The sequence below is a fragment of the Herbaspirillum sp. 3R11 genome, assembly GCF_004563925.1.
GTDB lineage: Bacteria > Pseudomonadota > Gammaproteobacteria > Burkholderiales > Burkholderiaceae_D > Herbaspirillum.
Map to the genome: position 1 here is coordinate 832235 of NZ_SPNJ01000002.1, position 23569 is coordinate 855803.

At 59.9% G+C, this 23569-nt stretch carries 23 protein-coding genes; 11 read left to right on the forward strand and 12 right to left on the reverse strand.

Going from position 1 to position 23569, the window contains the following annotated elements:
- Positions 1-308: 308 nt before the first annotated feature.
- Positions 309-1655 (reverse strand): N-acetylmuramoyl-L-alanine amidase, encoded by a 1347-nt coding sequence (locus E4P32_RS12125; RefSeq protein WP_116436879.1) that lies wholly within the window; start codon positions 1653-1655, stop codon positions 309-311.
- Complete coding sequence (tsaE, locus tag E4P32_RS12130; protein ID WP_116436878.1) at positions 1619-2107, reverse strand: tRNA (adenosine(37)-N6)-threonylcarbamoyltransferase complex ATPase subunit type 1 TsaE; 489 nt, start codon at positions 2105-2107, stop codon at positions 1619-1621. The genes E4P32_RS12125 and tsaE overlap by 37 nt, the downstream gene beginning before the upstream one ends.
- Before the next feature lie 36 nt (positions 2108-2143).
- On the opposite strand from tsaE, the gene queG reads away from it, so the two are divergent.
- Together queG and E4P32_RS12140 are read left to right on the forward strand one after the other, a co-directional pair.
- A complete protein-coding gene (gene queG, locus E4P32_RS12135) occupies positions 2144-3220 on the forward strand; it encodes a tRNA epoxyqueuosine(34) reductase QueG (protein ID WP_116436877.1) in 1077 nt (358 codons plus the stop codon).
- Positions 3221-3267: 47 nt separating this feature from the next.
- Complete coding sequence (locus E4P32_RS12140) at positions 3268-5679, forward strand: penicillin acylase family protein (protein WP_116436876.1); 2412 nt, start codon at positions 3268-3270, stop codon at positions 5677-5679.
- Positions 5680-5781: 102 nt separating this feature from the next.
- Here E4P32_RS12140 and E4P32_RS12145 read toward each other — a convergent pair whose 3' ends face one another.
- The 5 genes from E4P32_RS12145 to E4P32_RS12165 all read right to left on the reverse strand — a co-directional run bounded on the left by E4P32_RS12145 (position 5782) and on the right by E4P32_RS12165 (position 10439).
- Positions 5782-6183, reverse strand: a complete 402-nt coding sequence (locus tag E4P32_RS12145) for a hypothetical protein (protein ID WP_116436875.1) — start codon at positions 6181-6183, stop codon at positions 5782-5784.
- 44 nt (positions 6184-6227) lie between these two features.
- Positions 6228-6614, reverse strand: coding sequence for a hypothetical protein (locus E4P32_RS12150; protein ID WP_135008739.1), 387 nt, complete (start codon positions 6612-6614; stop codon positions 6228-6230).
- A gap of 235 nt (positions 6615-6849) precedes the next feature.
- Positions 6850-7740 carry an AEC family transporter gene (locus tag E4P32_RS12155; RefSeq protein ID WP_116436874.1) on the reverse strand — a complete coding sequence of 297 codons (891 nt, stop codon included), beginning with the start codon at positions 7738-7740 and terminating at the stop codon, positions 6850-6852.
- 23 nt (positions 7741-7763) lie between these two features.
- Entirely contained in the window at positions 7764-8360 is a 597-nt protein-coding gene (locus E4P32_RS12160; protein WP_116436901.1) for a LuxR C-terminal-related transcriptional regulator, read from the reverse strand.
- 54 nt (positions 8361-8414) lie between these two features.
- A complete protein-coding gene (locus E4P32_RS12165; protein WP_116436873.1) occupies positions 8415-10439 on the reverse strand; it encodes a PAS domain S-box protein in 2025 nt (674 codons plus the stop codon).
- Between the two features lie 214 nt (positions 10440-10653).
- Here E4P32_RS12165 and E4P32_RS12170 point away from each other — a divergent pair, with 214 nt between their 5' ends.
- From E4P32_RS12170 to E4P32_RS12180, 3 genes are all read left to right on the forward strand, one after another.
- Positions 10654-11658: a TRAP transporter substrate-binding protein gene (locus E4P32_RS12170; RefSeq protein WP_116436872.1), complete on the forward strand. Its 1005-nt coding sequence runs from the start codon at positions 10654-10656 to the stop codon at positions 11656-11658.
- 172 nt (positions 11659-11830) lie between these two features.
- Positions 11831-12391 (forward strand): TRAP transporter small permease, encoded by a 561-nt coding sequence (locus E4P32_RS12175; protein ID WP_199525711.1) that lies wholly within the window; start codon positions 11831-11833, stop codon positions 12389-12391.
- Positions 12388-13668: a TRAP transporter large permease subunit gene (locus tag E4P32_RS12180; protein ID WP_116436870.1), complete on the forward strand. Its 1281-nt coding sequence runs from the start codon at positions 12388-12390 to the stop codon at positions 13666-13668. Before E4P32_RS12175 ends, E4P32_RS12180 begins: the two co-directional genes overlap by 4 nt.
- Positions 13669-14046: 378 nt before the next feature.
- Here the strand turns inward: E4P32_RS12180 and E4P32_RS12185 are convergent, their stop codons facing one another.
- Positions 14047-14700 (reverse strand): VOC family protein, encoded by a 654-nt coding sequence (locus E4P32_RS12185; protein WP_116436869.1) that lies wholly within the window; start codon positions 14698-14700, stop codon positions 14047-14049.
- Positions 14701-14816: 116 nt separating this feature from the next.
- Between E4P32_RS12185 and E4P32_RS12190 the strand changes: the two genes are divergently transcribed.
- The 4 genes from E4P32_RS12190 to plsY are packed head-to-tail and all read left to right on the forward strand — an operon-like array spanning position 14817 to position 17462.
- Entirely contained in the window at positions 14817-15314 is a 498-nt protein-coding gene (locus E4P32_RS12190; RefSeq protein WP_116436868.1) for a methylated-DNA--[protein]-cysteine S-methyltransferase, read from the forward strand.
- A complete protein-coding gene (xerD, locus tag E4P32_RS12195) occupies positions 15292-16287 on the forward strand; it encodes a site-specific tyrosine recombinase XerD (RefSeq protein WP_233526794.1) in 996 nt (331 codons plus the stop codon). Before E4P32_RS12190 ends, xerD begins: the two co-directional genes overlap by 23 nt.
- 32 nt (positions 16288-16319) lie before the next feature.
- A complete protein-coding gene (ybaK, locus tag E4P32_RS12200) occupies positions 16320-16814 on the forward strand; it encodes a Cys-tRNA(Pro) deacylase (protein ID WP_116436867.1) in 495 nt (164 codons plus the stop codon).
- A gap of 39 nt (positions 16815-16853) precedes the next feature.
- Positions 16854-17462, forward strand: coding sequence for a glycerol-3-phosphate 1-O-acyltransferase PlsY (gene plsY, locus E4P32_RS12205; protein WP_116436866.1), 609 nt, complete (start codon positions 16854-16856; stop codon positions 17460-17462).
- A 28-nt stretch (positions 17463-17490) separates the two neighbouring features.
- Here plsY and E4P32_RS12210 read toward each other — a convergent pair whose 3' ends face one another.
- Complete coding sequence (locus tag E4P32_RS12210; protein ID WP_116436865.1) at positions 17491-18147, reverse strand: hypothetical protein; 657 nt, start codon at positions 18145-18147, stop codon at positions 17491-17493.
- Positions 18148-18246: 99 nt separating this feature from the next.
- Positions 18247-19272 carry a tRNA (adenosine(37)-N6)-threonylcarbamoyltransferase complex transferase subunit TsaD gene (tsaD, locus tag E4P32_RS12215; RefSeq protein WP_116436899.1) on the reverse strand — a complete coding sequence of 342 codons (1026 nt, stop codon included), beginning with the start codon at positions 19270-19272 and terminating at the stop codon, positions 18247-18249.
- Positions 19273-19455: 183 nt separating this feature from the next.
- Between tsaD and ybiB the strand changes: the two genes are divergently transcribed.
- Entirely contained in the window at positions 19456-20427 is a 972-nt protein-coding gene (ybiB, locus tag E4P32_RS12220) for a DNA-binding protein YbiB (RefSeq protein WP_116436864.1), read from the forward strand.
- Between the two features lie 28 nt (positions 20428-20455).
- On the opposite strand, the gene E4P32_RS12225 is transcribed toward ybiB, so the two are convergent.
- On the reverse strand, positions 20456-20881 hold the full coding sequence (locus E4P32_RS12225; protein ID WP_116436863.1) for an XRE family transcriptional regulator: 426 nt from the start codon (positions 20879-20881) through the stop codon (positions 20456-20458).
- A gap of 110 nt (positions 20882-20991) precedes the next feature.
- A complete protein-coding gene (locus E4P32_RS12230) occupies positions 20992-21411 on the reverse strand; it encodes a hypothetical protein (RefSeq protein ID WP_135008740.1) in 420 nt (139 codons plus the stop codon).
- A 90-nt stretch (positions 21412-21501) separates the two neighbouring features.
- Between E4P32_RS12230 and E4P32_RS12235 the strand changes: the two genes are divergently transcribed.
- A complete protein-coding gene (locus E4P32_RS12235; protein ID WP_116436862.1) occupies positions 21502-23562 on the forward strand; it encodes an EAL domain-containing protein in 2061 nt (686 codons plus the stop codon).
- Positions 23563-23569 lie beyond the last annotated feature (7 nt).

Here is a 23569-nt window from a genome sequence, read left to right on the forward strand (position 1 = left end):
GCAGTGGAAGATGACGATTTGCTATTGTTGAGCAGCCGGAGCGCACTGAAGGCAATGCACGCAAGGCGGCTCTTTTATGATTGTTCAGCGGCGCAAAGGAATAACTCCGATACATCGCGGCACAATTCATCATACGGCCGCGCGGGCCGGGAGCGATGGGCCGAAATGAGATGTGAATACCGGTCTGTTCGGCCTTGGAGGCCGGTTCCGATGCCGTCCGGCAAAAAAACACAGCGCAAATGAAAACTCCCGGCGCGATGGCCGGGAGCGGAAGAGAAGTAGAGCAGAGGGAGCAGACCCCGGCTGACTCAGGTCAGCTTGTTCTTGGCCAGCGGCGGATTCTTAGAGAAGTACTTCTTGATGCCGGTCATGATGGCGTCGGCCATGTCATCCTGATAACTGTTGTCGGTGAGCTTGGCTTCTTCTTCCGGATTGGAGATGAAGGCCGTCTCGATCAGGATGCTGGGGATGTCCGGCGCCTTCAGCACGGCAAAGCCGGCTTGTTCCACGGCGCCCTTGTGCAGCTTGTTGATGCCGCCGATTTCCTTGAGCACGGCGTTGCCGATGCGCAGGCTGTCGTTGATCTGGGCGGTGGTCGACAAGTCCAGCAGGACGCTCGCCAATTGCTTGTCGTGGGTCTTGATGTTGACGCCGCCGATCATGTCGGCCGAATTTTCCTTGTTGGCAAGCCAGCGCGCCGCGGTCGAGCTGGCGCCTTTTTCGGACAGGGCGAACACGGACGAGCCGCGCGCGGTCGGTTGTACGAAGGCGTCGGCGTGGATCGAAATGAACAGGTCGGCCTGCACCTTGCGCGCCTTTTGCACGCGCATGCCCAGCGGCACGAAGAAGTCGGCGTCGCGGGTCAGCATGACGCGCATGTTCGGCTGCTCTTCGATTTTCTTCTTGAGGCGCTTGGCGATCGACAGCACCACGTCTTTTTCGCGGTTGCCGCGGCTGCCGATGGCGCCGGGATCTTCACCGCCGTGGCCGGGGTCGAGCGCGATGGTGATCATGCGCGTCAATTGGAGCTTGGTGTCGTCCTGCGGTCTGGCCTTGGCGGCGAACGGCGGATCTTCATCCTGGGTTGGCGGCGCGGCTTTGATGTCCGGCTTGGCTTCGGCCAGCGGCGGCCTGACTTCTGCCTGCTGATCCTTGGGCCAGTTGCCCTTCTGGATCAGCGCAGCGATCGGGTCCGGCGGGTTGGCCGGGTAGAGGTCGATGACAAAGCGATACTTGTATTCGCCGACCGGCTCCAGGGTAAACACTTGCGGCTTGATCTCGTCCTTCAGGTCGAACACCAGGCGCACCACGCTGGGGCGGTTCTGGCCGACACGGACTTGCTTGATGTAGGGATCGTTGGGCTGGATCTTGGCGACCAGGTCCTTCAGCGTCGAATTGAGGTCGATGCCTTCGATGTCGACCACCAGGCGTTCCGGACTCTTGACGATGAAATGGGTGACCTTGAGGTTGCTGTCGTTTTCCAGCGTGACGCGGGTATAGTCGTCGGACGGCCATACGCGCACCGCGAGGATTTGCGAGGCCAGCGCCGGCAGGGGAGTCAATACGGAGACGAGGAGCGTGCCGCCTGCCTTGAGGATGGTGCGGCGAGTCTTGGATGTCACAGATTTGGAGCGAATTTCAGTCGAGCGAGGCATTGATGACCCTTGTCAGACAACGCTCGTAATTCTACATCACGTCCGTGTCCTGCAACCGTTAGAGAGATATTGATATCCGGTGCGGGCAACACGGGGTCGCCCTTTTCCGGCCATTCGATGATGCAGATGCTGTTTTCGTTGAAATGTTCACGAAAACCCGCATCCAGGAACTCTTCCGGGCTGGCCATGCGGTAGAGGTCGAAGTGGATTACGGTTACCATGCGGTCTGCCAGCTTCACCTCATACGGTTCGGCCAGCGTATAAGTCGGACTTTTGACACGGCCGACGTAGCCGGCGGCATGCAGCAGCGCCCGCGTGAGCGCGGTCTTGCCGGCGCCGAGGTCGCCGTGCAGGTAGATCGCCATGCCGGGTTCCAGCACCTGGGCCAGCGACGCGCCCAGGGCGGCGGTGCCGGCTTCATCCTGCAAATGGGTGTGACGCGATGGCTGCATAAATTCTTGTTTGAAGCGATGTATTGACGACGATTAATGACTGATCTTGTAGCACTTGCCGACACCATCAAAGCCTGGGGGCGCGAACTCGGGTTCGCCGACCTGCGCATTGCCGACGTCGATCTGTCGCATCGGGAGGCAGGTTTCCAGGCGTGGCTGGACAAGGGTTACCACGGCGAGATGGATTATATGGCAAGCCACGGCATGAAGCGCGCCCGGCCTGCCGAACTGGTGCCCGGCACGGTCCGTGTGATCACAGCGCGCATGCCTTACCTGCCGCGCGACACCGCCGCCGACTGGCGCGAGCGCGAAGAAGCGCGCGGCGCCGACGGCAGCGCCGCGGTGGTCTCGCTGTATGCGCGCGGCCGTGATTATCACAAGGTCTTGCGTGCGCGGCTGCAGCAACTGGCCGGTCGCATCGAGAAGGAGATCGGCGCCTTCGGCTATCGCGTCTTCACCGATTCGGCGCCCGTGATGGAAGTTGCACTGGCGGAAAAATCCGGCCTCGGCTGGCGCGGCAAGCACACCCTGCTGCTCAACCGCGAAGCCGGCTCCATGTTCTTCCTCGGCGAACTGTTCACCGACCTGGCGCTGCCGGTCGATGAACCGGTCACACCGCATTGCGGCCAGTGCAGCGCCTGCATCGATGTCTGTCCGACCCAGGCCATCGTCGCGCCTTACGAGCTTGATGCGCGCCGTTGCATTTCCTACCTCACCATCGAGCTCAAGGGCAGCATCCCGGTCGAGCTGCGCAGCCTGATCGGCAACCGCGTCTACGGCTGCGACGACTGCCAGCTGTATTGTCCGTGGAACAAGTTCGCCCAGACCTCGACCTTGCCCGACTTCGACGCGCGCCACGGTCTCGGCAACGCTTCGCTGGTCGAGCTGCTGAACTGGAGCGAAGACGATTTCAACCGCAACACCGAAGGCAGCGCCATCCGCCGCGTCGGTCACGAACGCTGGCTGCGCAACATGGCGGTCGGCCTTGGCAACGCCGCCGGCACGCACAAGGGCGATGCGGAAATTGTCGCGGCTTTGCAAGCACGCCTCGACCATCCTTCCGAACTGGTGCGCGAACACGTTGAATGGGCGCTCGCACAGCATTCCTTGTAAAGTGTTGTCTCCACAAAAAACAAAGATGGAGACAAGCGATGTCAAAAATGAAACCCCTGTCGCTGGCGCTGCTGCTCTCGGGCTGCGCCGCGATGTCGCTGGCGCATGCAGCACCGGAGAATGCCGCCACCGAAACCCTGCGCATCCCCGGCCTGCATAAAAAGGCCGAGATCCTCGTCGACAAATGGGGCGTGCCGCACATCTACGCCGCCAGCCAGGACGACGCATTCTTCGTGCAGGGCTTCAACGCCGCGCGCGACCGTCTGTTCCAGATTGATTTGTGGCGCCGGCGCGGACTGGGTCAATTGTCCGAAGTGTTCGGTCCGGCCTACGTCGCGCAGGACCAGGCGACGCGCCTGTTCCTCTATCGCGGCGACATGCAGCGCGAGTGGAAATCCTACGGCAAGCATTCCGAACACGTGGCGACCGCCTTCGTCGCCGGCATCAACGCCTATGTCGATTACGTCACGGCACATCCCGAGCGCCTGCCCTATGAATTCAAACAGCTGGCCTACCTGCCGGCGCGGTGGCAGGCCGAAGATGTGGTGCGCATCCGCAGCCACGGCCTGACGCGCAACCTCACCAGCGAAGTCGCGCGCGCCAACGTCGCCTGCAAGGCCGACCTCAAGTCCGATGAAATCCGCTCCGGCCTGACGCCGCAATGGGAGGCGATCATGCCGCAGGGCCTGGATCCTTGCCTGCCCAAGGACTTGCTCAAGGTATTCGGGCTGGCCACGCAAAACGTCAAGATCACCAAGGAAAGTCTGAGCACCGCAGCCGATGATCACGGCGCGGCTATCCGCATTGCCGCTGCCGAGAACCCCGAAGAGACCATGGAAGGCAGCAACAACTGGGTGATCTCGCCGGAAAAATCCGCCACCGGTCGCGCCATCATGGCCAACGATCCGCATCGCGCTTACTCTGCACCGTCGCTGCGTTACATCACGCATCTGAGCGCGCCCGGCCTCAATGTCATCGGCGCCGGCGAACCGGCCTTGCCGGGCGTCTCCATCGGCCACAACGGCACCATCGCGTTCGGCCTGACGATCTTCAACATCGACCAGGAAGACCTCTACGTCTACGAACTCAATCCGGCCAATCCCGACGAGTACAAATACCAGGGCAAGTGGGAACGCTTCAAGGTCCTGCGCGAACCGATCAAGGTCAAGGGCGGCGCGCCCGCGATTGCCGAGCTGAAGTTCACCCGACATGGCCCGGTGATCTTCGTCGAGAAGGACAAGAACCGCGCCTTCGCCGTGCGCTCCGGCTGGCTGGAGCCGGGCATGTCGCCGTACTTCGGCAGCATCGATTACATGCGCGCCAAGAATTTCAAGTCCTTCAAGCGCGCCATGCTGAACTGGGGCGCGCCGACCGAGAACCAGGTCTATGCCGACGTCAAGGGCAATATCGGCTGGGTGCCGGGCGGTCTTGCGCCGAAGCGGCCGAACTGGGACGGCTTGCTGCCGGTGCCGGGCGACGGTCATTATGAATGGACCGGATTCTGGACCGGCGACCAGTTGCCGTCGACCTACAATCCCAAACAGGGCTGGTTCGCTTCGGCCAACCAGATGAACCTGCCAGACGACTATCCTTACCGCGAGCGCAAACTCGGCTTCGAGTGGACCAATAACTCGCGCTTCTCGCGTATCAGCGAAGTGCTGGCTGCCTTGCCGAAGGTCTCGCTGGAAGATTCGATGCGCCTGCAAAACGACGACCTGGCGATTCCGGCACGTCGTCTCGGCGCGCTGCTCAAGCCGCTGACGTCGGGCGATGCACAGACGCAAGCGGCGTTGAATATTTTCAACAGCTGGGATTACGTTGAACGCGTCGATTCACCGCAGGCCGCGCTGTATGAAGTCTGGCTCACGCGCCACCTGGGCAAGGCCTTCAAGGAAGCCGTGCTGAGCAAGGAAGCGGCCGCGGCGATGGCCGCACCCGATGTCGCCGTGATGCTCGACACGCTGGAGCAGCCGCAGGCCCGGTTCGGCGGCGACGCGGCGAAGAAGCGCGATGAGGTCCTGCTGACGAGCCTGGGCGGCGCCTTTGCCGAGATGGTCAAATTGCAGGGTGACGATGCCAGAAAATGGCAATGGGGCAAGCTGCATCACAACTTGATGGAGCATCCGCTGGCCGGCGTGGTGGACGAAGCGACGCGCGCGAAACTGAACGTCGGACCGCTGCCGAAACATGGCGGCGCCTATTCGCCGAACCAGTCGACCTATCGTCCGAGCGACTTCCGCCAGACCAACGGCCCGTCGTTCCGCGTGGTGGTTGATGTAGGTAATTGGGATAACTCCAAGGCCGTCAATTCACCGGGGCAATCAGGCGATCCGGACAGCCCGCATTATCGCGACCTGGCCGACAAGTGGCTGAACGGGGAATACTTCCCGCTGCTGTATTCGCGCAAGGCGGTGGAGCAGGCGACGGTACAGAGGATCGTGCTGCAGCCTGGACACTGATTAGTGATGGTGTGATTCGGATCATGATGGTGCAATGAAAAAGCCGGTGTCTCTGGTGGAGACACCGGCTTTTTTATATTGTGATTTTATTTAAACCCGATCCTACTTAAATGTGAATCGAACATCGTTGACTACTTGTGTTTTCCCCCAATGGAAATTGCATAGTCGCGCAACCTCATGACCATTTTTACTTTCAGGGACACATCCGCCTGTGATTTTAATTGGATTGCTTCCCTGTTTCGATAATGGAAATTCCAGGGTCTCACCCGGCGGAATAGTATGTTCCAGCTCCACTTTCTCCGAGTAATCGTCGACCAAGGCAAAGATCATCACACCGTCGGCTTTCATGGTGTACAGATCGTGTTGAAAAGCAGCGCCAGGATGCATGCACATCTCAATGATGGTTGTTTCTACTAGCTGCTGCTGACATTGCGCTGGCTCTGCGGCGTTGGACGCTACAGAAATTAGAGATAGCGCGAAAAATGTAATTACCGACAATTTCATAAATTTTCTTTGCTGAATGGAGGTTCTTTATATTGAGATCACACTTAGCGATTAAGTGTTTTCATTTTATTTTTGAATTCCTGAATAGGTGACGCAGGATAGCCTGATGTGTCGCAACTCTTGGCCGTTGCAAATTTACGATTTTCAATCGATTTGGCTTCATATTGATTGAAGGCGGTAGCAAAATTTGATGGAGCTTTTTGTTCAATTAAGAAAAGCTGCGCATATGCATTTTCCGGATTCTTGTCGCCGCCATACGTTTTATCAAAGTTTCTGGCGGCCCACTCATTGAGCGTTGTCGCTACCTCGGCATGTTGATCACATGTAAGTTTTTCGCCAAGATTTGAAGAAGACGTGGCACACGCAACGATCATTAGTGGGGAAATTGCGAGAACAACGACGTGGCAAAGGTTTTTCATTTGAAGATTCATGTCTAAGATGATTTGTAGCTTGTTTGAAAGAGTCGGGAATACCTAAGTCAATGATTTTGACGCATCATCAAGTATCGCCTGACGCGATTTCTTTTGATATGGTTCTAGTTCGATTTTTTTGGAAAAAAAGCCCGGAAATCGAAATTTCAAATGAGGCGGGTTCTCTGATACTTTAGTTTTCTTCGTTCTTGAGAACGTTCTGGTCCAACGTGTTTGTGCAGATGTGTTAATTGGGTCAATGCACCAGCATCAGCCAGAACGGAATCGTCACTGCAGACACCAGCGTGCCGAGTGAAATCAGGAAGGCCGTCATCGGGCCGTTGCCGCCCATGCGCGCGGCGAGGATGTAGCAGCTCGATGCCGTCGGCAGTGAGCAGAACAGCACGACGATCTGTAGTTGCAGCTGCGGCAGTTCGAGCCATCGTCCCAGCACATAGGCGACCGCCGGCACCGCCAGCAATTTGATGGCGGTGAAGTAAGTCGTCATCAGTTTGTCTTCACGTATTCCCGACAGGCGCAGACCCGCGCCGACCATCAGCAGGCCCAGCGCGATAGAGGCGCTGCCGAGGCGTGACAAGACTGCGCCCGCAACTTCCGGCAAGGTGAAACCGCACAGCGCAAACAACAGGCCGGAACCGGTAGCGATCAGCAAGGGATTGCGCACCAGCTCGCTACCCAGGTTGCCGCTGCGATGGGCCAGCGCATGCACCGCCGCCATGTTGCACAAGGGGACGCCGAAGCCGATCAGCAGCGCCATCAGTCCCACGCCTTTTTCGCCCGCCAGGCGCGACGCCAGTGCGAGCGCGATGTAGGAATTGAAACGGAAGGCCGTCTGCATTCCCGACTCGTAAGTCATCGGACCGGCCTTGATGAAGGGTTTGCCGATCCAGGTCAGGGCTACGCCGGCCAGCAACGCCAGCACGCCGACTTCGACGAACGTGCCGGTGGTGGCGAGATTGAGCTGCAGGCGCGCGGTGGAATAAAACAGCAGCGCCGGGAACAGCAGGTAATAAACCATCTTTTCCATGCCGGCCCAGAACGCTTCACCCCAGTTGGTGATACGGAAGATGATCACGCCCATCAGGATCAGGATGAAATCGGGCAGTAGCAGTGAGATGACTTGCATGGATATTCGGCTTGCGTTCGTTGTTACTTGAGCAGGCGCGCAAGTTCGACGGCGGTCTTGACGTTCATCTTGTCGAAAATATGCGCGCGGTGCACTTCCACCGTGCGCATGCTGATGCCGAGCTCGTCGGCGATGACCTTGTTCATTTTTCCGGCCAGGATCAGGTCCAGCACTTCGCGTTCGCGTGTCGACAGCGAGTCCAGCCGCGTGCGCACGGCGTCCTGTTCGCCGGCTTCGCGCGAGGCCTGCAAGGCCTCCAGCACGCGGTCCATGAGCTGGTTGTCGTTGAACGGCTTTTCAAAGAAATCGAAGGCGCCGTTCTTGAGCATGTCGACCGCCATCGGCACATCGCCATGACCGGTCAGGAAAATCACCGGACGCCGGCGCGTGATGCCGCGGCTCTTGAGCGTGTCGAACAATGCGACGCCGCTTTGATCCGGCATGCGCACGTCGAGCAGGATGCATTCGCCATTGGCGTCGAAACTGTCGGGGCCGGCTTGCTCCATTGCCGCCAGAAAGGCTGCGGCGCCGGCGTAAGCGATGGCGGGAATGGCGCGCGATTGCGCCAGCCACGTGAGCGAATCACGGATGATCTCTTCGTCGTCAACAATGTGCAGCATCGATGCCATGTGAAATATTGACGCTTGGCCGAAGGCGCGCGTTTTTGTTCTGGTTCAAACCGCAGAGTCCTGCACGGGCAGGGAAGGCAAGGAAAACCGGAAGATTGTACCCCCGGCAGGGTTGTTGGCATAGGTCAACGTGCCGCCATGGAATTCGATGGTGGTGCGGCAGATGTTGAGCCCCATCCCCATGCCCTCGGCCTTGGTCGAGAAGAACGGCGAGAACAGGGCAGCCGCGACTTCGGGCGGTATGCCGTGGCCCTGGTCGGTCACAGACACCACCACGGATTGCTGGGTCGATTGCTGCGACGACGTCTGCCGGTCGAGTGCGGCGGCAATGCGCAGGATGCGGCGCTCAGGCGCGATCGCGGCCATCGCCTGGATGGCGTTGCGGGTGAGGTTGAGCAGCACCTGCTCAAGCAGTACCGCATCCCCCAGCACATTGGGCAGGTTGGCGGGAATCGCGGTTTGCACCACCACCAGGAATTGCTGCGCCTGCAGTTCCACCAGCGGTGCAATGTTGTCGACGATGCCCTTGATCGACACCGGCTGGCGCGTCGGCTCGCGCTTCTTGACAAACTGGTGCACGCTGCGGATGACGTTGCCGGCGCGCTGCGCCTGGGTATTGATTTTCTCGAGCGCAGGTTGCAGCGAGGCTGGATCGAGTGCGCCGTTCTGCATCATGTTGAGCGCACCCGTGGTGTAGCTGGAAATCGCCGCCAGCGGCTGGTTCAGCTCATGCGCCAGGGTCGAGGCAATTTCGCCCATGCTGGCCAGGCGTGCGCCAGTCTGCAGCTTTTCTTCCTGCATGCGACTCAGGTCCTCGGCGCGCTTGCGGTCGGTCACATCGAGGATCGATCCCATCCAGCCGGTCTGCTTGCCGTTCTGATCGACCAGCGGCGATTCGAAAATCAGCACCGGAAAACGCTCGCCGTCCTTGCGCTGGAAGATGGTTTCGAATTGCGGCGTGACGCGGCCGGCCAGCACGTTGGAGAAGCGCTCCTGGTATTCATCCATCGCTTCCGGCGCCCAGTAGGGCATCGGCGGGATCTTGCCGACCAGTTCATCGGCGGGGATGCCGACCATGGTGCAGAAGGCCGGATTGACGTAGGTGATGCGGCCTTCGAGGTCGCGTGCGCGCATGCCGGTGACCAGCGAGTTTTCCATCGCGCTGCGGAATGACACTTCATGCACCAGCGCTTCTTCCGCCGTCATGCGGCGGTTGATGTCGCGCCACAGCGCCCACAGGCTCCACAGCAGACCGAGCGACAACACGATGACCGAGCCGACCAGCAGATTGGGTAGCAGCTTCGGCGCGCTCTTGGTGCTGTTGGTGTGCAGCCGCAGCGTCAGTCCGGGCAGCTCCAGCTCGCGCCGATGGGTGTAGACGTTGAGGCCGGGGCCGCCGGCGGTGCGCCGTGCGACCACTTTGTCGTCGGTGTCGGTGAGCACGATCTCGTTGTCCTGGGCGAACCACCACGGCACCATTTCATTGAGTACGCGCGCCACCGAATAACTGGCGACGACGCTGCCGAGGTAGTGATTCTCGCGGAACAGCGGGATGTGGTAATCCATGACGACCGGCTCCGCAATCCCGGGCGGCACGGCAGGGGCGCTGTAGATCGGGCGGTGGATGGTGCGCGCCTGTTCTTCGGCCTGTTGCGACGGCGTCGACAATTCGTGGCGCGGGACCGGGAAATCGTCGGTGGAAGCGAGCGGCTTGCCGTCGGCGCTGAACCAGGTGACGCGATAGAACTCGCGGTTGTTGCGCAGCAGCGCGTTGAGGCGGCTGCGGAACTGGTCTTTTTTCAGGTGCTCGTTGACGATCTCGCGCGCGATCAGGCGCATGCTTTCATCGTCGCGGCTGAGCTGGAAACGGATCGCCTGCTCCACCCACAGCGAATCGGCGATGAGCTGTTCCTGGCGTTCGCTCGACTCCATCTGTTGCGCCTGGCGCGGCAGCCAGATCAGCGTCATCAGGAACAGCAGCACCAGCAGGATGGGCATGACCCAGCGCAGCAGGTGGCGGCGCCCCGGCGACAACAGGTGGGAGGGAGAGGAGATGTGCTGCGGCTTCATGGACTCGGAAGTGGGCGATGGCTCGGTGCGCGTAGTTTATCGCGGGCGGCATCGAGGTGGACGATGTTCGTCGGATGTACGTCAGATGTTGCGATGCGTCATGAAAATTGTGGTTATCCACAATTGTGTCAGCATTTTGTCATGTCAAAATGCGCTCAGTCAGAATTGTGACCACGCCTTTATCATATTTTTCAAACCAAAAAAGGGGACAACCATGAAGCTCAAATCATTAGTTTTCGCACTTGCCGCAGCGACCGTTATTGCCGGTAACGCGTTCGCCCAAGCGCCGATCATCATCAAATTCAGCCATGTGGTGGCTAACGATACGCCGAAAGGCAAAGGCGCCGAACGCTTCAAGGAGCTGGCCGAAAAAGCTACCAAGGGACGCGTGAAGGTCGAGCTCTATCCGAACAGCACCCTGTACAAGGACAAGGAAGAACTGGAAGCGCTGCAACTGGGCGCCGTGCAGATGCTGGCGCCGTCGCTGGCCAAGTTCGGCCCGCTGGGCGTGAAGGAATTCGAAGTCTTCGACCTGCCGTATATTTTCCCGAGCAAGGAAGTGCTGTATCGCGTGACCGAAGGTCCAATCGGCAAGGACCTGTTCAAGAAGCTGGAGCCCAAGGGCATCACCGGCCTGGCATACTGGGATAACGGTTTCAAGGGCATGTCGGCCAACAAGCCGCTGCACGTGCCGGCTGACTTCCGCGGCCTGAAGATGCGCATCCAGTCGTCCAAGGTGCTCGACGCGCAGATGCGCGCACTCGGCGCCAATCCGCAAGTGCTGGCCTTCTCCGAGGTTTACCAGGCACTGCAGACCGGCGTGGTCGACGGCACCGAGAATCCGCCATCGAACCTGTACACCCAGAAAATGCATGAAGTGCAGAAGCACGTGACGGTCTCCGATCACGGCTACCTGGGCTACGCGGTGATCGTCAACAAGAAGTTCTGGGACGGCCTGCCGGCTGACATCCGCACCGCACTGGAAGGCGCGATGAAGGATGCCACCAAGTACGCCAACGCCATCGCGCAGCAAGAGAACGATGCCGCGCTGGCCGCCGTGCAAAAGACCGGCAAGACCACCATCTACCGCTTGAACGACAAGGAAAAGGCCGAATGGCGCAAGGCGCTGTTGCCGGTGCAGACGCAAATGGCCGACCGCATCGGCAAGGATCTGATCGCCGCGGTCAACAAGGAAGCAGCAGCGTTGGGTCAGAAGTAAGCAGTCAGAAAAACAAAGACGAGTGCAGGCAGGCACATGGAGCCTCCTGCGCCGGAAAAAGCTGACAGGGATGGGGCAAAGTTCGATAGCGGTTCGTTCGATTCGTTCGATTCGTTCGGTTTGATCCGTCTATCCCGATTCCCTGACTTACATCCAACGAGGAAAGACAATGCTGAAATTTCTGGACCACCTGGAAGAGTGGCTGATCGCCTTCCTGATGGCGGCCGCGACCGTCATCATCTTCGTGGCGGTGTTGCACCGCTATGCCTCCGGTCTGCCGATTCCCTGGCTGCAGGACCAACTGATACAAATCAACACCAGCTGGGCGCAGGAGCTGTGCATTTTCATGTTCGTGTGGATGGCCAAGTTCGGCGCCGCTTACGGCGTGCGCACCGGCATCCACGTCGGCGTCGACGTGCTCATCAATCGCATGAACGCGCCATGGCGCAACAAGTTCGTGGTGCTGGGACTGCTGGCCGGCGCGCTGTTTACCGGCATCGTCGGTACGCTGGGTGCTCAGTTCGTCTGGGAAATCTCGCAGCACTCCAGCACTTCTGAAGTCCTGGAAATACCGATGTGGATGGTCTACATGGCCGTGCCGCTCGGTTCCTACCTGATGTGCTTCCGTTTCCTGCAGGTCTGCTGGGCCTTCATCAAGACCGGTGAATTGCCTAAACACGACCACGCCTACGTCGAAGGCCTCGACGAAGAAATCGCAGGAGGAAAAGTATGAACGCAGCAATTATCTTCGTCCTGCTGTTCGGCCTGATGCTGACCGGCATGCCGATCTCGATCTCGCTCGGCCTGACGGTCCTGACCTTCCTGTTCACCATGACCGACGTGCCGATCCAGTCGGTGGCGCTGAAGCTGTTCACAGGCATCGAGAAGTTCGAGATCATGGCGATCCCGTTCTTCATCCTGGCGGGTAACTTCCTCACGCACGGCGGCGTGGCCCGACGCATGATCAACTTCGCCACGGCGATGGTCGGTCACTGGCACGGCGGCCTGGCGCTGGCAGGCGTGATGGCGTGCGCCTTGTTCGCGGCGGTGTCCGGTTCGTCGCCGGCCACCGTGGTGGCGATCGGTTCTATCATCCTGCCGGCGATGGTGCGCCAAGGCTTCCCCAACAAATTCGGCGCGGGCGTCATCACGACCTCGGGCGCGTTGGGGATCCTGATTCCGCCGTCAATCGTGATGGTGATGTATTCGGTCTCGACCAATACCTCGGTGGGCAAGCTGTTCATGGCCGGCGTGGTGCCGGGTCTGATGCTGGCCTTCCTGCTCGGTCTGACCACCTGGTACCTGGCGCGCAAGAACAACTATCCGCGCCTGCCGAAGGCAAGCTGGGCCGAGCGCGGTGTGGCTTTCCGCAAGAGCGGCTGGGGCCTGTTCCTGATCGTGATCGTGATGGGCGGGATCTACAGCGGCGTGTTCACGCCGACGGAAGCGGCGGCAATGGCGGCGGTGTATGCCTTCATCATCGCGGTGTTCGTCTACAAGGATATGGGCCTGAAGCAAGTGCCCAAGGTCTTGCTGGACTCCGCCTCGATGTCGGCCATGCTGCTGTACATCATCACCAATGCGGTGCTGTTCTCCTTCCTGGTGACCAGCGAAAACATCCCGCAGGCGATGGCGGCGATGATCACCGACAGCGGCCTGGGTCCGATCACCTTCCTGCTGGTGGTGAACGTGCTGCTGCTGTTGGCGGGCAACGTGATGGAGCCGTCGTCGATCGTGCTGATCATGGCGCCTATCCTGTTCCCGGTGGCAATGAAGCTGGGTATCGATCCGGTCCACTTCGGCATCCTGATCGTGGTCAACATGGAAGTCGGCATGTGCCATCCGCCGGTCGGCCTGAACCTGTACGTGGCCTCGGGCATTACCAAGATGGGCATTACCGAGCTGACGATTGCGGTGATGCCGTGGCTGCTGACGATGCTGGCGTTCCTCGCGCTGATAACGTACGTGCCGCAGATTTCGCTGTGGTTGCCGAATCTGGTTTTTGACTGATCTTGGTTTGATTTGCAGGGCCGTCGCCGCAGGCTGGAAGCGGCGGTGACGGTAATATTGTCAGGTTGAAATGTTGTCAAAAAACATGTTTTAAATTTGCGCAAAAAATACTTTTAATGCCGGGCAAGTACTGTTAAAGTGCGACCTCGTCTGCAAGGACAACAGAATTCCAGCCGCAGTATTGTCGGTAGTTCATGGCTTTAAAAACAAGATTTAAAGTGGGTGATGCACATAACAAACGGTATTGATACCGAGGATACTGAGGAGACGTGGGTTCAAGAAGCTGTTTAAACGGCCGGGACGCACAAGGGTAATTTCAAGGCGCATCGCAAGATGCGCCTTTTTTATTTTCCGCGCGGATTGCGTTGCTTGTTTTTACTATTCACCCAACCCCAGCGGATGCAGACCGGTCGGCGTCTGAATCAGCGCCAGCATGTGCGGCCTCTGTCCCGGTGCCGGCTGGTGCATGTCGACGTGGCTTTGCAAGCCCATCTGCGCCAGGCAGGCGGCGATTGCCTCGGCTTGCGGATGGCATCCTTCCAGTTTGACCAGGCCGCAACCGAGATCGGCCATGTTGTCGGTCGGGTGGCTGGAGCTGTTCCACTGGATCAGGCTGGGCATCACTCCATCCATCACCAGCTTGCCGTCGGCGGGAATGGTGATGCGCCATTGCAGCGCGCCGCGGCTCATTTCTTCGACGACGCCGGGCGAGATGGCGGACGCTGCCGCTGCGGCTTCGATATTGTCGGTGCGCACCACCCAGGTCGCCAGGCGCGGCTTGCTGCCGGCAGTCACGTAGTCCAGTCCGAACCAGCGCGCGCGTTGCGGCGCAGGGGCGGCGGGATTGACTGCGATGACTTCCAGATAAAAGCCGCGGCCCAGCTTGAGCAGGGCGTTGTGGGTGCCGAGCCGTACGTGCTCGCCGCCGGCTTGCGGCGATACGCCGAGGGTCTGCTCGATGTAGGCAATTCCTGCGGCCAGCGTGGGGGCCGTGACGACAAGATGATCGGCGTGGCTGGTAGGTGTTGTCATGGATCTGGTTCCTGGATTGCTGCGGGTGGCGGTGGAATGGCGGCGGGTTGGCAGCAGGTTGGCAGCGGCCCGCGGCGATGTGCTTAAATAGCGTATTCCCTCAATGTTTCCGAGTCATGAAGAATACACAAGCTGGCGATATTTTCTCCGCCATCGTACACGTACCGTTCGGCGGCATCGGCATTCGCACTTCTGCCGGCGTGATTCTGGAGATGGTGACCCTGCCCAGGCACTTCCACGAAAAGGATGCGACCGACGCCGTGGCGGACAAGGCTGCCAAGCAAATTCTGCGCTACATCGACAAGCCCGACTACCGTTTCAAGCTGCCGCTGGCCGAAGTCGGCTCGGATTTTCAACGCCGCGTCTGGGATGCGATCGTCTCGATTCCACGCGGCGAAGTGCGCACCTACGGCCAGATCGCCAAATTCATCCGGTCGGCGCCGCGTGCGGTGGGACAGGCTTGCGGCGCCAACTGGTTTTCGTTGGTCATTCCCTGCCATCGCGTAACGGCAGCAGGCGGGCTGGGCGGCTATTCGCATCGCGACGATGAGGATGGCTTCCCGCTCAGCGTCAAGCGCTGGCTGCTCGCGCATGAAGGCGTCGATGGCTACTGACGCATCTGCTGACGTGTCTACTGACGCAGCCAAGCCCGTCAGGAAAAGCGTCACCGGCCGTGCGCCCAAGGTCGAAGCCACCGGCGCCAGCCTGGCCGCCATCGACGAGTTTTGCGACACGCTGTGGCTGGAAGACGGCCTCGCCAAGAATTCGCTGGAAGCCTACCGGCGCGACATGACGCTGTTTGCACATTGGCTGCAGACGGAGCGCCACAAGGATTTGCTGGCGACGCACGCAGAGGACCTGAACGCCTATTTCGCCGCCCGCCACGCCGACACCAAGGCCAGTTCCTCCAATCGCCGGCTGGCGGTGCTCAAGCGCTTCTTTTTGCTGGCGCTGCGGCAGAACCGCATCAGCGAAGATCCCTGCCTGCGCTTGCGCTCGGCCAAGCAGCCGCCGCGCTTTCCCAAGGTCTTGTCGGAAGGCCAGGTCGAAGCCTTGCTGGCCGCGCCTGACGTGACGACGCCGCTGGGCCTGCGCGACCGCACCATGCTTGAACTGATGTACGCCAGCGGCTTGCGCGTGTCCGAACTGGTGTCGCTGAAGTCGGTGGAAGTCGGCATGAATGAGGGCGTGCTCCGTATCACCGGCAAGGGCAACAAGACGCGCCTGGTGCCGTTCGGCGAAGAGGCGCGCAGCTGGATCGAGCGCTACCTGCGCGAAGCCCGCCTGCTGATCCTCGAAGGCCAGGTCGACGACGCCCTGTTCGTCACAGCACGCGGCGGCGCCATGACACGCCAGATGTTCTGGACGCTGATCAAGAAATACGCGCTGCAAGGCGACATCCGCGCGCCGCTGTCGCCGCACACGCTGCGCCACGCCTTCGCCACGCATCTGCTCAACCACGGCGCCGACCTGCGCGTGGTGCAGCTGCTGCTCGGGCATGCCGACATTTCGACCACCCAGATCTACACCCACGTGGCGCGCGAGCGCCTGAAGAAATTGCATGCGGAACATCATCCGCGTGGATAACACGCTTCAAGTTGCGGCATAATGTGCGCCAAATGAGCTCCAGAAAAGACCATATTTCCGAAACCCAGGCGACGCAATTCCTGCGCAAGCACGGCATTTCCTTTACCGAACATCCCTATCCCTACGAAGAGCACGGCGGTACCAGCGTGTCGGCGCGCGAACTGGGGGTGGATGAGCATCATGTCGTCAAGACGCTGGTGATGCAGGATGAGGCGGCCAAGCCGATGCTGGTGCTCATGCACGGCGACCGCAAGGTCTCGACCAAGAACCTGGCGCGGCAGATCGGCTGCAAGTCGGTGGAGCCGTGCAAGCCGGAAGTCGCCAACCGCCATTCCGGCTTCCTGATCGGCGGCACCTCGCCGTTCGGCACGCGCAAGGCCATGCCGGTCTACGTCGAAGAAAGCATCCTGGCGATTCCGAAGATTTACATCAACGGCGGCAGGCGCGGTTTCCTGATCGGGATTGCGCCGGACGTCATCAGCAAGGTCTTGCCCAGCAAGCCTGTACACTGCGCGCTGGAAGAATAAACAAGCTGCTGCAAAACAGCGTCAAGAAAGAAGGATTCAATGAATACAGTACTGTTTGCCATCGCCGCCTACCTGATCGGCTCCATTTCATTCGCCGTGGTGGTGAGCAAGGCCTTCGGCTTGTCGGACCCGCGCACCTACGGCTCGAAAAATCCGGGCGCCACCAACGTCCTGCGTAGCGGCAATAAAAAGGCGGCGGCGCTGACCCTGCTGGGCGACGGTTTCAAGGGTTGGCTGGCGGTGTGGCTGACGATCAAGCTGGGGCCGCAATTCGGCGTCGGCGACACCGGCGTCGCGCTGGCGACCATCGCCGTCTTCCTCGGCCATCTGTGGCCGGTGTTCTTCCGCTTCGTCGGCGGCAAGGGCGTGGCGACCGCACTCGGCATCCTGCTGGCGCTGAACGTCTGGCTCGGCGTAGCAACGCTGGTCACCTGGCTGGTGATCGCCTATGCCTTCCGTTATTCCTCGCTGGCGGCGCTGATTGCCAGCGTGTTCGCACCGTTCTACTACGGCCTGCTGTTCGGCAGCGCAGACGGCATCCTGCTGGCGGTGCTGGCAATGAGCGCGCTGCTGGTCTTCCGCCACCGCAAGAACATCGCCAACCTGCTGGCCGGCAAGGAAAGCAAGATCGGCGCTAAGAAGAAATAATCGCCGAGCGCCAGCCGGCCGGGAGCGACTACTGCTCCCATGGCAAATGGAAATTGAACGAACGCTGTTGCGGCAGGGATGTTCGGATCAACTGAAATTTCCGCCACGTGCGTGGCATGAAATCACTCCTGAGCGTCTCAGGCAACTGCATTTGTCGTTCTACCGTGTGTCTGGCGCGGTTGTAGCAGCGATAACACCAGGACGTGGAAATCAGCAAATACGTAGCAAGCACTGCGATATTGTTGTCGCAGTGTTCTAGCAATTTGAGATAGGCCGCGGCGCGTGAATGATGCGGGCTGACGTGCAACTCCCGATTCTCGGCTTCCTTCAATTCCAGCATCGCCAACGGATCATCGGCCAAATCGCTGTGCAGCTTGTTGAGCAGCGGATGGCTGTCATGCTCTGGATTGTCGCCATAATCCCACGCGTCCAGCCGGACCGCCATGCGGATAGTCTTCTCGTCGTAATTCACCAGTTGCTGGTACAGATAACTGAATAGCAAATCGACGTGGGCCGGATTCAGAAAGTCGATTTCGAATCCCTGTTTCGCTTTTATTTTTTCCGCCATGAGCCAGGCTTCCGCCTGCACGTCATCAGCTTCGTGCTCTCCTTTTGTCGCTGCGGAGATCTTCCTGAATTTGGATTTGTATTTTTTTGCGAAGGCGGAAAAGTCGCTGTGAGGCATCTGTTTTTGAAAAAAAGATGCATCTTAGCTGCGCGTATTTCCTGCGGGAATCGTATTTATTCGGATATTGCGTTTGATTGCGTGTTGATTACGCGGTGACTACGTGTTGATCTCATCCAGCGGCCAGCGCGGCCGCACGCTGAAGGCATACTCGCGCTTTGCCGCTTCGGGGTGCTGCTGCAGGCGCATGGCGCCGGCGAAGGCGATCATGGCGCCGTTGTCGGTGCAGAATTCCAGTTCCGGATAGAACACCTGATAGCGTCGCTTGGCCGCAGCGGCATTGAGGCCTTCGCGCAACTGCCTGTTGGCGCCGACGCCGCCGGCGATGACCAGGCGCTTCATGCCGGTGTGCTTGAGCGCATTCATGCATTTGGCCACCAGCACGTCGACGATGGCATCGACGAAGGAGCGTGCGATGTTGGCCTTGTCCTGCTCGCAGATGTTGGTGGTCTGGTTCTTGACCACGGTCAGCACGGCGGTCTTCAGGCCGGAAAAGCTGAAGTCGAAATTCTTGGAATGCAGCATCGGACGCGGCAATTGATATACGCCCGGATCGCCGAACTCAGCCAGCCGCGAAATCGCCGGACCACCCGGATAGCTCAGGCCGAGCAATTTGGCCGACTTGTCGAAGGCTTCGCCGGCGGCGTCGTCGAGGGTTTCGCCCAGCAGTTCGTACTGGCCGACGCCGTCCACGCGCATTAACTGCGTATGGCCGCCCGACACCAGCAGCGCCACGAACGGAAACTGCGGCGGGTTGGACGACAGCAGCGGCGACAGCAGGTGGCCTTCCAGGTGATGCACGCCGAGCATCGGCTTGTCGAGCGACAGGCCGAGACCACAGGCGACCGATGCACCGACCAGCAGCGCGCCGGCCAGTCCGGGGCCCTGGGTGTAGGCAATGGCGTCGATGTCGTCGTGGGCGATACCGCTTTGTTCAAAGACTTGCCGGAGCAAAGGAATCGCGCGCCGCACATGGTCGCGCGAGGCCAGTTCGGGGACGACACCGCCGTATTCCTGATGCATCGCAATTTGCGAATGCAGGGCATGGGCGAGCAGGCCTTTTTGCGTGTCGTATAACGCCAGACCGGTTTCATCGCAGGAGGATTCGACGCCGAGAACTATCATGGATTGCAGCAGGGAAAACAATGGGGACGACTGCGTCCGAAGGCGCTATTGTAAAGGAAAGGCGCACAGGGGAATGTCAAGCGCCCGGCGGCGCACAAGAAGCGTCGCATGGTGTACTCTTGCGCACATCAAAAACGGCAGCAATAACGGCAACAACGTCGGCACCAATACGAGAGCAAACTCATGACGGAATCAGGCAAGGAAATGTTGGCTGCGGCCCGCTTCATCAAGGAAATCGGCCGCGGCAAGGACGGCGCGCGCAGCTTGTCGCGCGACGACGCGCAGCTGCTTTACGGCGCCATGCTGGACAGCCGTGTCAGCGACCTCGAACTCGGGGCGATCCTGCTGGCCATGCGCGTCAAGGGCGAATCGGTGGAAGAAATCGCCGGCTTCCTGGATGCCGCCGAAGCCTCGTTCACGCCGCTACAGGCGCCGCTGGGCGATTATGCGCCGGTGGTGATTCCGAGCTACAACGGCTCGCGCCACATGGCCAACCTGACACCCTTGCTGGCCTTGCTGCTGGCGCGCGAAGGCGTGCCGGTGCTGATGCATGGGGTGACCCAGGATCCGCAACGCGTCACCAGCGCAGAGATTTTCGAAGCGCTTGGGATCCATCACGCGATCGGTCCGCACGAAGCCGAGGCGGCGCTGGCCAACCGGCAACCGGCATTCATTCCGATCCAGGTGCTGGCGCCAAAGATGGCGCGCCTGCTGGCGATGCGCCGCGTACTCGGCGTGCGCAATTCGACCCATACGCTGGTCAAGATCATGCAGCCTTTTTCGGCACCGTCCTTGCGCCTGACCTCATACACCCATCCCGAATACCTGGAAATGCTCGGCAAGTATTTTGTCGACGCCGCGCCGCCTCAACGCGGCGACGCGTTCCTGATGCGCGGCACCGAAGGCGAGACCGTCGCCAATGCGCGGCGTGCACAGCAGATCGACTGGTTCCATGGCGGCGAACGCACGTTGCTGGTGGAAAAACAGAAAGTGGCGGAAGAGATTCCGGACTTGCCGGAGGGCAGGGACGCCGCCGTGACGGCGCGCTGGATTGAGGCGGTACTGCGCGGCGAGAAAACCGTACCGATTGCGATCACCGAACAGGTCGAGCATTGCATGACGGTATCCAAAGCGATCAAGGCGCGCACACCCTGAGGCTGATGAGCGCGGTCGCGACGGCTGCTCAGGCTTTGGGTTTGACGACCTTGACGGGTAGCGCTGCAGCGACTTGCGCAAAGGCGAAGATGACTTCCTTGACGATCTTGCGTTGTGGCGCAGGCAGGTTGATGAAGGCTTCGAAGGCCTCGCGTTCGCGATAGCCGATGGCTTCTTCCCAGCGCGCGCGGCGCTTGTCGATGCGCTTGCCGATTTCTTCGCCGAAGCGCAGATGTTGCGGCGTGACAATGAGCCATTCTGCGAGCGTCTCGAGCTTGTCCTGATTCGGCATGGACTCGCCGAGAAGCCAGCGTCGCACGCCGTGCAACGTCATCGGTTTACCCCAATAGCGCAAATTGAACTCGCGTTCCAGAACAGCGGGCTTTGGTTCATATCCCGCTTTTTCCATCGAGGCGCGCAGTCGTTTTGCAAATTTTTCGTTCGCGTTTTCCATGACTGGAACTTACTGCCTAGTGGGTGAGGATTGGGTACTTTTGGTTTTCGGAATAATTACGCGGAGGATGTGACTTATAATCAACGCCGCTTAACGTCACCAAGTTGTAGCTATCTTGTCTTATTTTCAACTTGACTGATAGATAACAATTGTAACGTGTGGGAATCTCCCAACATGACGCCCAGCAAGACTTTCAGGCCGGTAACGGTGTTTGCGCGAACCTCGTTCGGCGCCTGCCCCACGGCAGAAAAGTTGCCTTGGCGGTCACATTCCGGAGTCGCGTGCGGAAGCTGTGATTTCGTCAGAACAGCCAGTTCTTTTCGCAGGGTGAAAACACCGCGGAAGAAGCCGGGATTTTTTGGTGCAAACCAGCTAGAATAGGCGCGGATAAAGGGATTGCGCCGGATGGCGCCCATTGTCGCTAATGAATAAAGAGCAAACGACAAGCGGCTGCGCATACAAAAAACCGAGCGTTTGCGACGCTTTTTTCTCCTGATTTTGTTTGTGAACATCGATGCGTCGTCACGCATCGGGGAAGCTTTGTTTGTTGTCGTGGATTCACGGGATTCATTTTCGTAACACGCAGTTCGAACGGAAGATGCAGACGGATTTATCAGATCATGGCCGGCTCCTATAACCTTTTGCTGATTTGCTTTTCTCTATTTGTTGCGACGCTCGCTTCGTACACAGTATTGGAAATCGCTGAACGCATTTCATCGCAGGAAACCGCACGTTACCGCCGCATGTGGCTGGCCGGCGGCGCGCTGGTGTTCGGCGTCGGCATCTGGTCCACCCATTTCACCGGCATGCTGGCGTTCCAGCTGCCGATCAACGTCGGCTACAACGCGTTCTTCACCGGCATCTCGCTGCTGCTGTGCATCGGCCTGTCGTTTTACCTCCTGCATCGTTCCACCCAACGCCGGCTGCGCTGGCCGCGCATGCTGGCCGACGGCGTCGCGCTCGGCGGCGGCATGGCAGTGGTGCACTGGCTCGGCCTGCATTCGATGCAAATCCTCCCGGCGGTGCGTTACACGCCCTGGGTGGAGATTCTGTCGGTGCTGGCGACGATGGCCGTCGCGGTACTCAACATCTGGATCATCTACACCCTCAACGCGCGCAAGAGCGATCACTTCTGGCGTCGCGTGATTTTTGCGGGCGTGCTGGGTCTGGGCATCTTCTTCATGCATTGCCTGAACATGGCGGCGGCGAATTTTTCGCCGGACAGCGTCAGCAGCACCTACGCCAGCATTGACCGCGACAACCTGATGAGCGCGGTGGTGCTTGGTACGCTGTTCGTGCTGATCGCCGCATTGATTTTCAGCGGCGCGCAAAAGACCAAGCTGCTGCGCAAGATCGTCGGCCGCACCAATGACAAGCTGCTGCACTTCGCCACGCACGACGTGCTTACCGGCCTGCCCAATCGCGCCTTGCTGGCCGAGCGCATCCAGCACGCAATTCACGTGTCAAAGCGCAGCGGGCTGTCGTTTGCGGTGTTGTTCATGGACTTGGACGGCTTCAAAGGGATCAATGACTCGCTCGGCCACTCGGTCGGCGACGGCTTGCTGGTCGCGGTCGGGCAGCGCATCCGCGCCTGCATCCGCAGCGAAGACATGGTGTCGCGCATCGGCGGCGACGAGTTCGTGGCCGTGATGGGTAACCTGGCCTCGCCCGAAGTGGTCGAGAACCTGGCGGAAAACATCCTGAGCGTGCTGCGTCAGGATTTTCGCGTGGACGAGGCGACCTTGCGCGTGACGTCGAGCATCGGCATCGCGGTGTATCCCAACAGCGGCGACACCGTCGATGCGCTGATGAAGAATGCCGATGCGGCGATGTACGAGGCCAAGCAGAACGGCCGCAATACTTACCGTTTTTTTGAGCCGGCCATGCACGCCAGCGCGATGCGCCATCTGACGGTGCGTCACGCCCTGCAACTGGCGGTGGAACACAATCAGTTGTCGCTGCATTTTCAGCCAAAATTTGAAGGCCACCAGCGCACGCTGACCGGCGTCGAGGCCTTGCTGCGCTGGGATCATCCGGAACTGGGCAGCATGAGTCCGACCGAGTTCATCCCCATCGCCGAACGTTCTGGGCAGATCATTCCGATCGGCGACTGGGTGTTGCGCGAAGTGTGTGCGCAGATCGTGCGCTGGGATGCGGCCGGCATGCCGCCGGTCAAGGTGGCGCTCAATCTGTCGCCGCTGCAGATGCGCCCCGACCTGATCGACAGCGTCACCGCCATCGTCACTCATGCCGGCATTGCGCCGCAGCGCCTGATGTTTGAGATCACCGAAACCGCGGCGATGAAGAACGTCGAAAAGAGCGCGCGCATCATCACCGACCTGCAGGAGCTCGGCTACGACATCGCCATCGACGATTTCGGCGCCGGCTATTCCAGCCTGGCGTATCTGCAGCAGTTCCACTGCCGCCAGATCAAGATCGACAAGTTCTTCACGTCGCGCCTGGATCAGGGCGGCGACTCCGGACTGGCCATCGTCTCGGCCATCATCGCGCTGGCGCATGCGCTGAACATGGAAGTGGTGGCGGAAGGGGTGGAGACCGAAGCCCAACTCGCCGCGTTGCAGAAACTCAACTGCGACCAGGTGCAGGGATTCCTGCTGGCGCGTCCGGCTGCAGCGGGGGATGTGCAGCATTTCCTGGGACAGGGCAGGGCGTTCGCCTGAACGCTCC

Coding starts and splice junctions, on each gene's coding strand:
- E4P32_RS12125 (WP_116436879.1), bottom strand. CDS start 1,655: ATGCCTCGCTCGACTGAAATTCGCTCCAAATCTGTGACATCCAAGACT.
- tsaE (WP_116436878.1), bottom strand. CDS start 2,107: ATGCAGCCATCGCGTCACACCCATTTGCAGGATGAAGCCGGCACCGCC.
- queG (WP_116436877.1), top strand. CDS start 2,144: ATGACTGATCTTGTAGCACTTGCCGACACCATCAAAGCCTGGGGGCGC.
- E4P32_RS12140 (WP_116436876.1), top strand. CDS start 3,268: ATGAAACCCCTGTCGCTGGCGCTGCTGCTCTCGGGCTGCGCCGCGATG.
- E4P32_RS12145 (WP_116436875.1), bottom strand. CDS start 6,183: ATGAAATTGTCGGTAATTACATTTTTCGCGCTATCTCTAATTTCTGTA.
- E4P32_RS12150 (WP_135008739.1), bottom strand. CDS start 6,614: ATGAATCTTCAAATGAAAAACCTTTGCCACGTCGTTGTTCTCGCAATT.
- E4P32_RS12155 (WP_116436874.1), bottom strand. CDS start 7,740: ATGCAAGTCATCTCACTGCTACTGCCCGATTTCATCCTGATCCTGATG.
- E4P32_RS12160 (WP_116436901.1), bottom strand. CDS start 8,360: ATGCTGCACATTGTTGACGACGAAGAGATCATCCGTGATTCGCTCACG.
- E4P32_RS12165 (WP_116436873.1), bottom strand. CDS start 10,439: ATGAAGCCGCAGCACATCTCCTCTCCCTCCCACCTGTTGTCGCCGGGG.
- E4P32_RS12170 (WP_116436872.1), top strand. CDS start 10,654: ATGAAGCTCAAATCATTAGTTTTCGCACTTGCCGCAGCGACCGTTATT.
- E4P32_RS12180 (WP_116436870.1), top strand. CDS start 12,388: ATGAACGCAGCAATTATCTTCGTCCTGCTGTTCGGCCTGATGCTGACC.
- E4P32_RS12185 (WP_116436869.1), bottom strand. CDS start 14,700: ATGACAACACCTACCAGCCACGCCGATCATCTTGTCGTCACGGCCCCC.
- E4P32_RS12190 (WP_116436868.1), top strand. CDS start 14,817: ATGAAGAATACACAAGCTGGCGATATTTTCTCCGCCATCGTACACGTA.
- xerD (WP_233526794.1), top strand. CDS start 15,292: ATGAAGGCGTCGATGGCTACTGACGCATCTGCTGACGTGTCTACTGAC.
- ybaK (WP_116436867.1), top strand. CDS start 16,320: ATGAGCTCCAGAAAAGACCATATTTCCGAAACCCAGGCGACGCAATTC.
- plsY (WP_116436866.1), top strand. CDS start 16,854: ATGAATACAGTACTGTTTGCCATCGCCGCCTACCTGATCGGCTCCATT.
- E4P32_RS12210 (WP_116436865.1), bottom strand. CDS start 18,147: ATGCCTCACAGCGACTTTTCCGCCTTCGCAAAAAAATACAAATCCAAA.
- tsaD (WP_116436899.1), bottom strand. CDS start 19,272: ATGATAGTTCTCGGCGTCGAATCCTCCTGCGATGAAACCGGTCTGGCG.
- ybiB (WP_116436864.1), top strand. CDS start 19,456: ATGACGGAATCAGGCAAGGAAATGTTGGCTGCGGCCCGCTTCATCAAG.
- E4P32_RS12225 (WP_116436863.1), bottom strand. CDS start 20,881: ATGGAAAACGCGAACGAAAAATTTGCAAAACGACTGCGCGCCTCGATG.
- E4P32_RS12230 (WP_135008740.1), bottom strand. CDS start 21,411: ATGCGTGACGACGCATCGATGTTCACAAACAAAATCAGGAGAAAAAAG.
- E4P32_RS12235 (WP_116436862.1), top strand. CDS start 21,502: ATGGCCGGCTCCTATAACCTTTTGCTGATTTGCTTTTCTCTATTTGTT.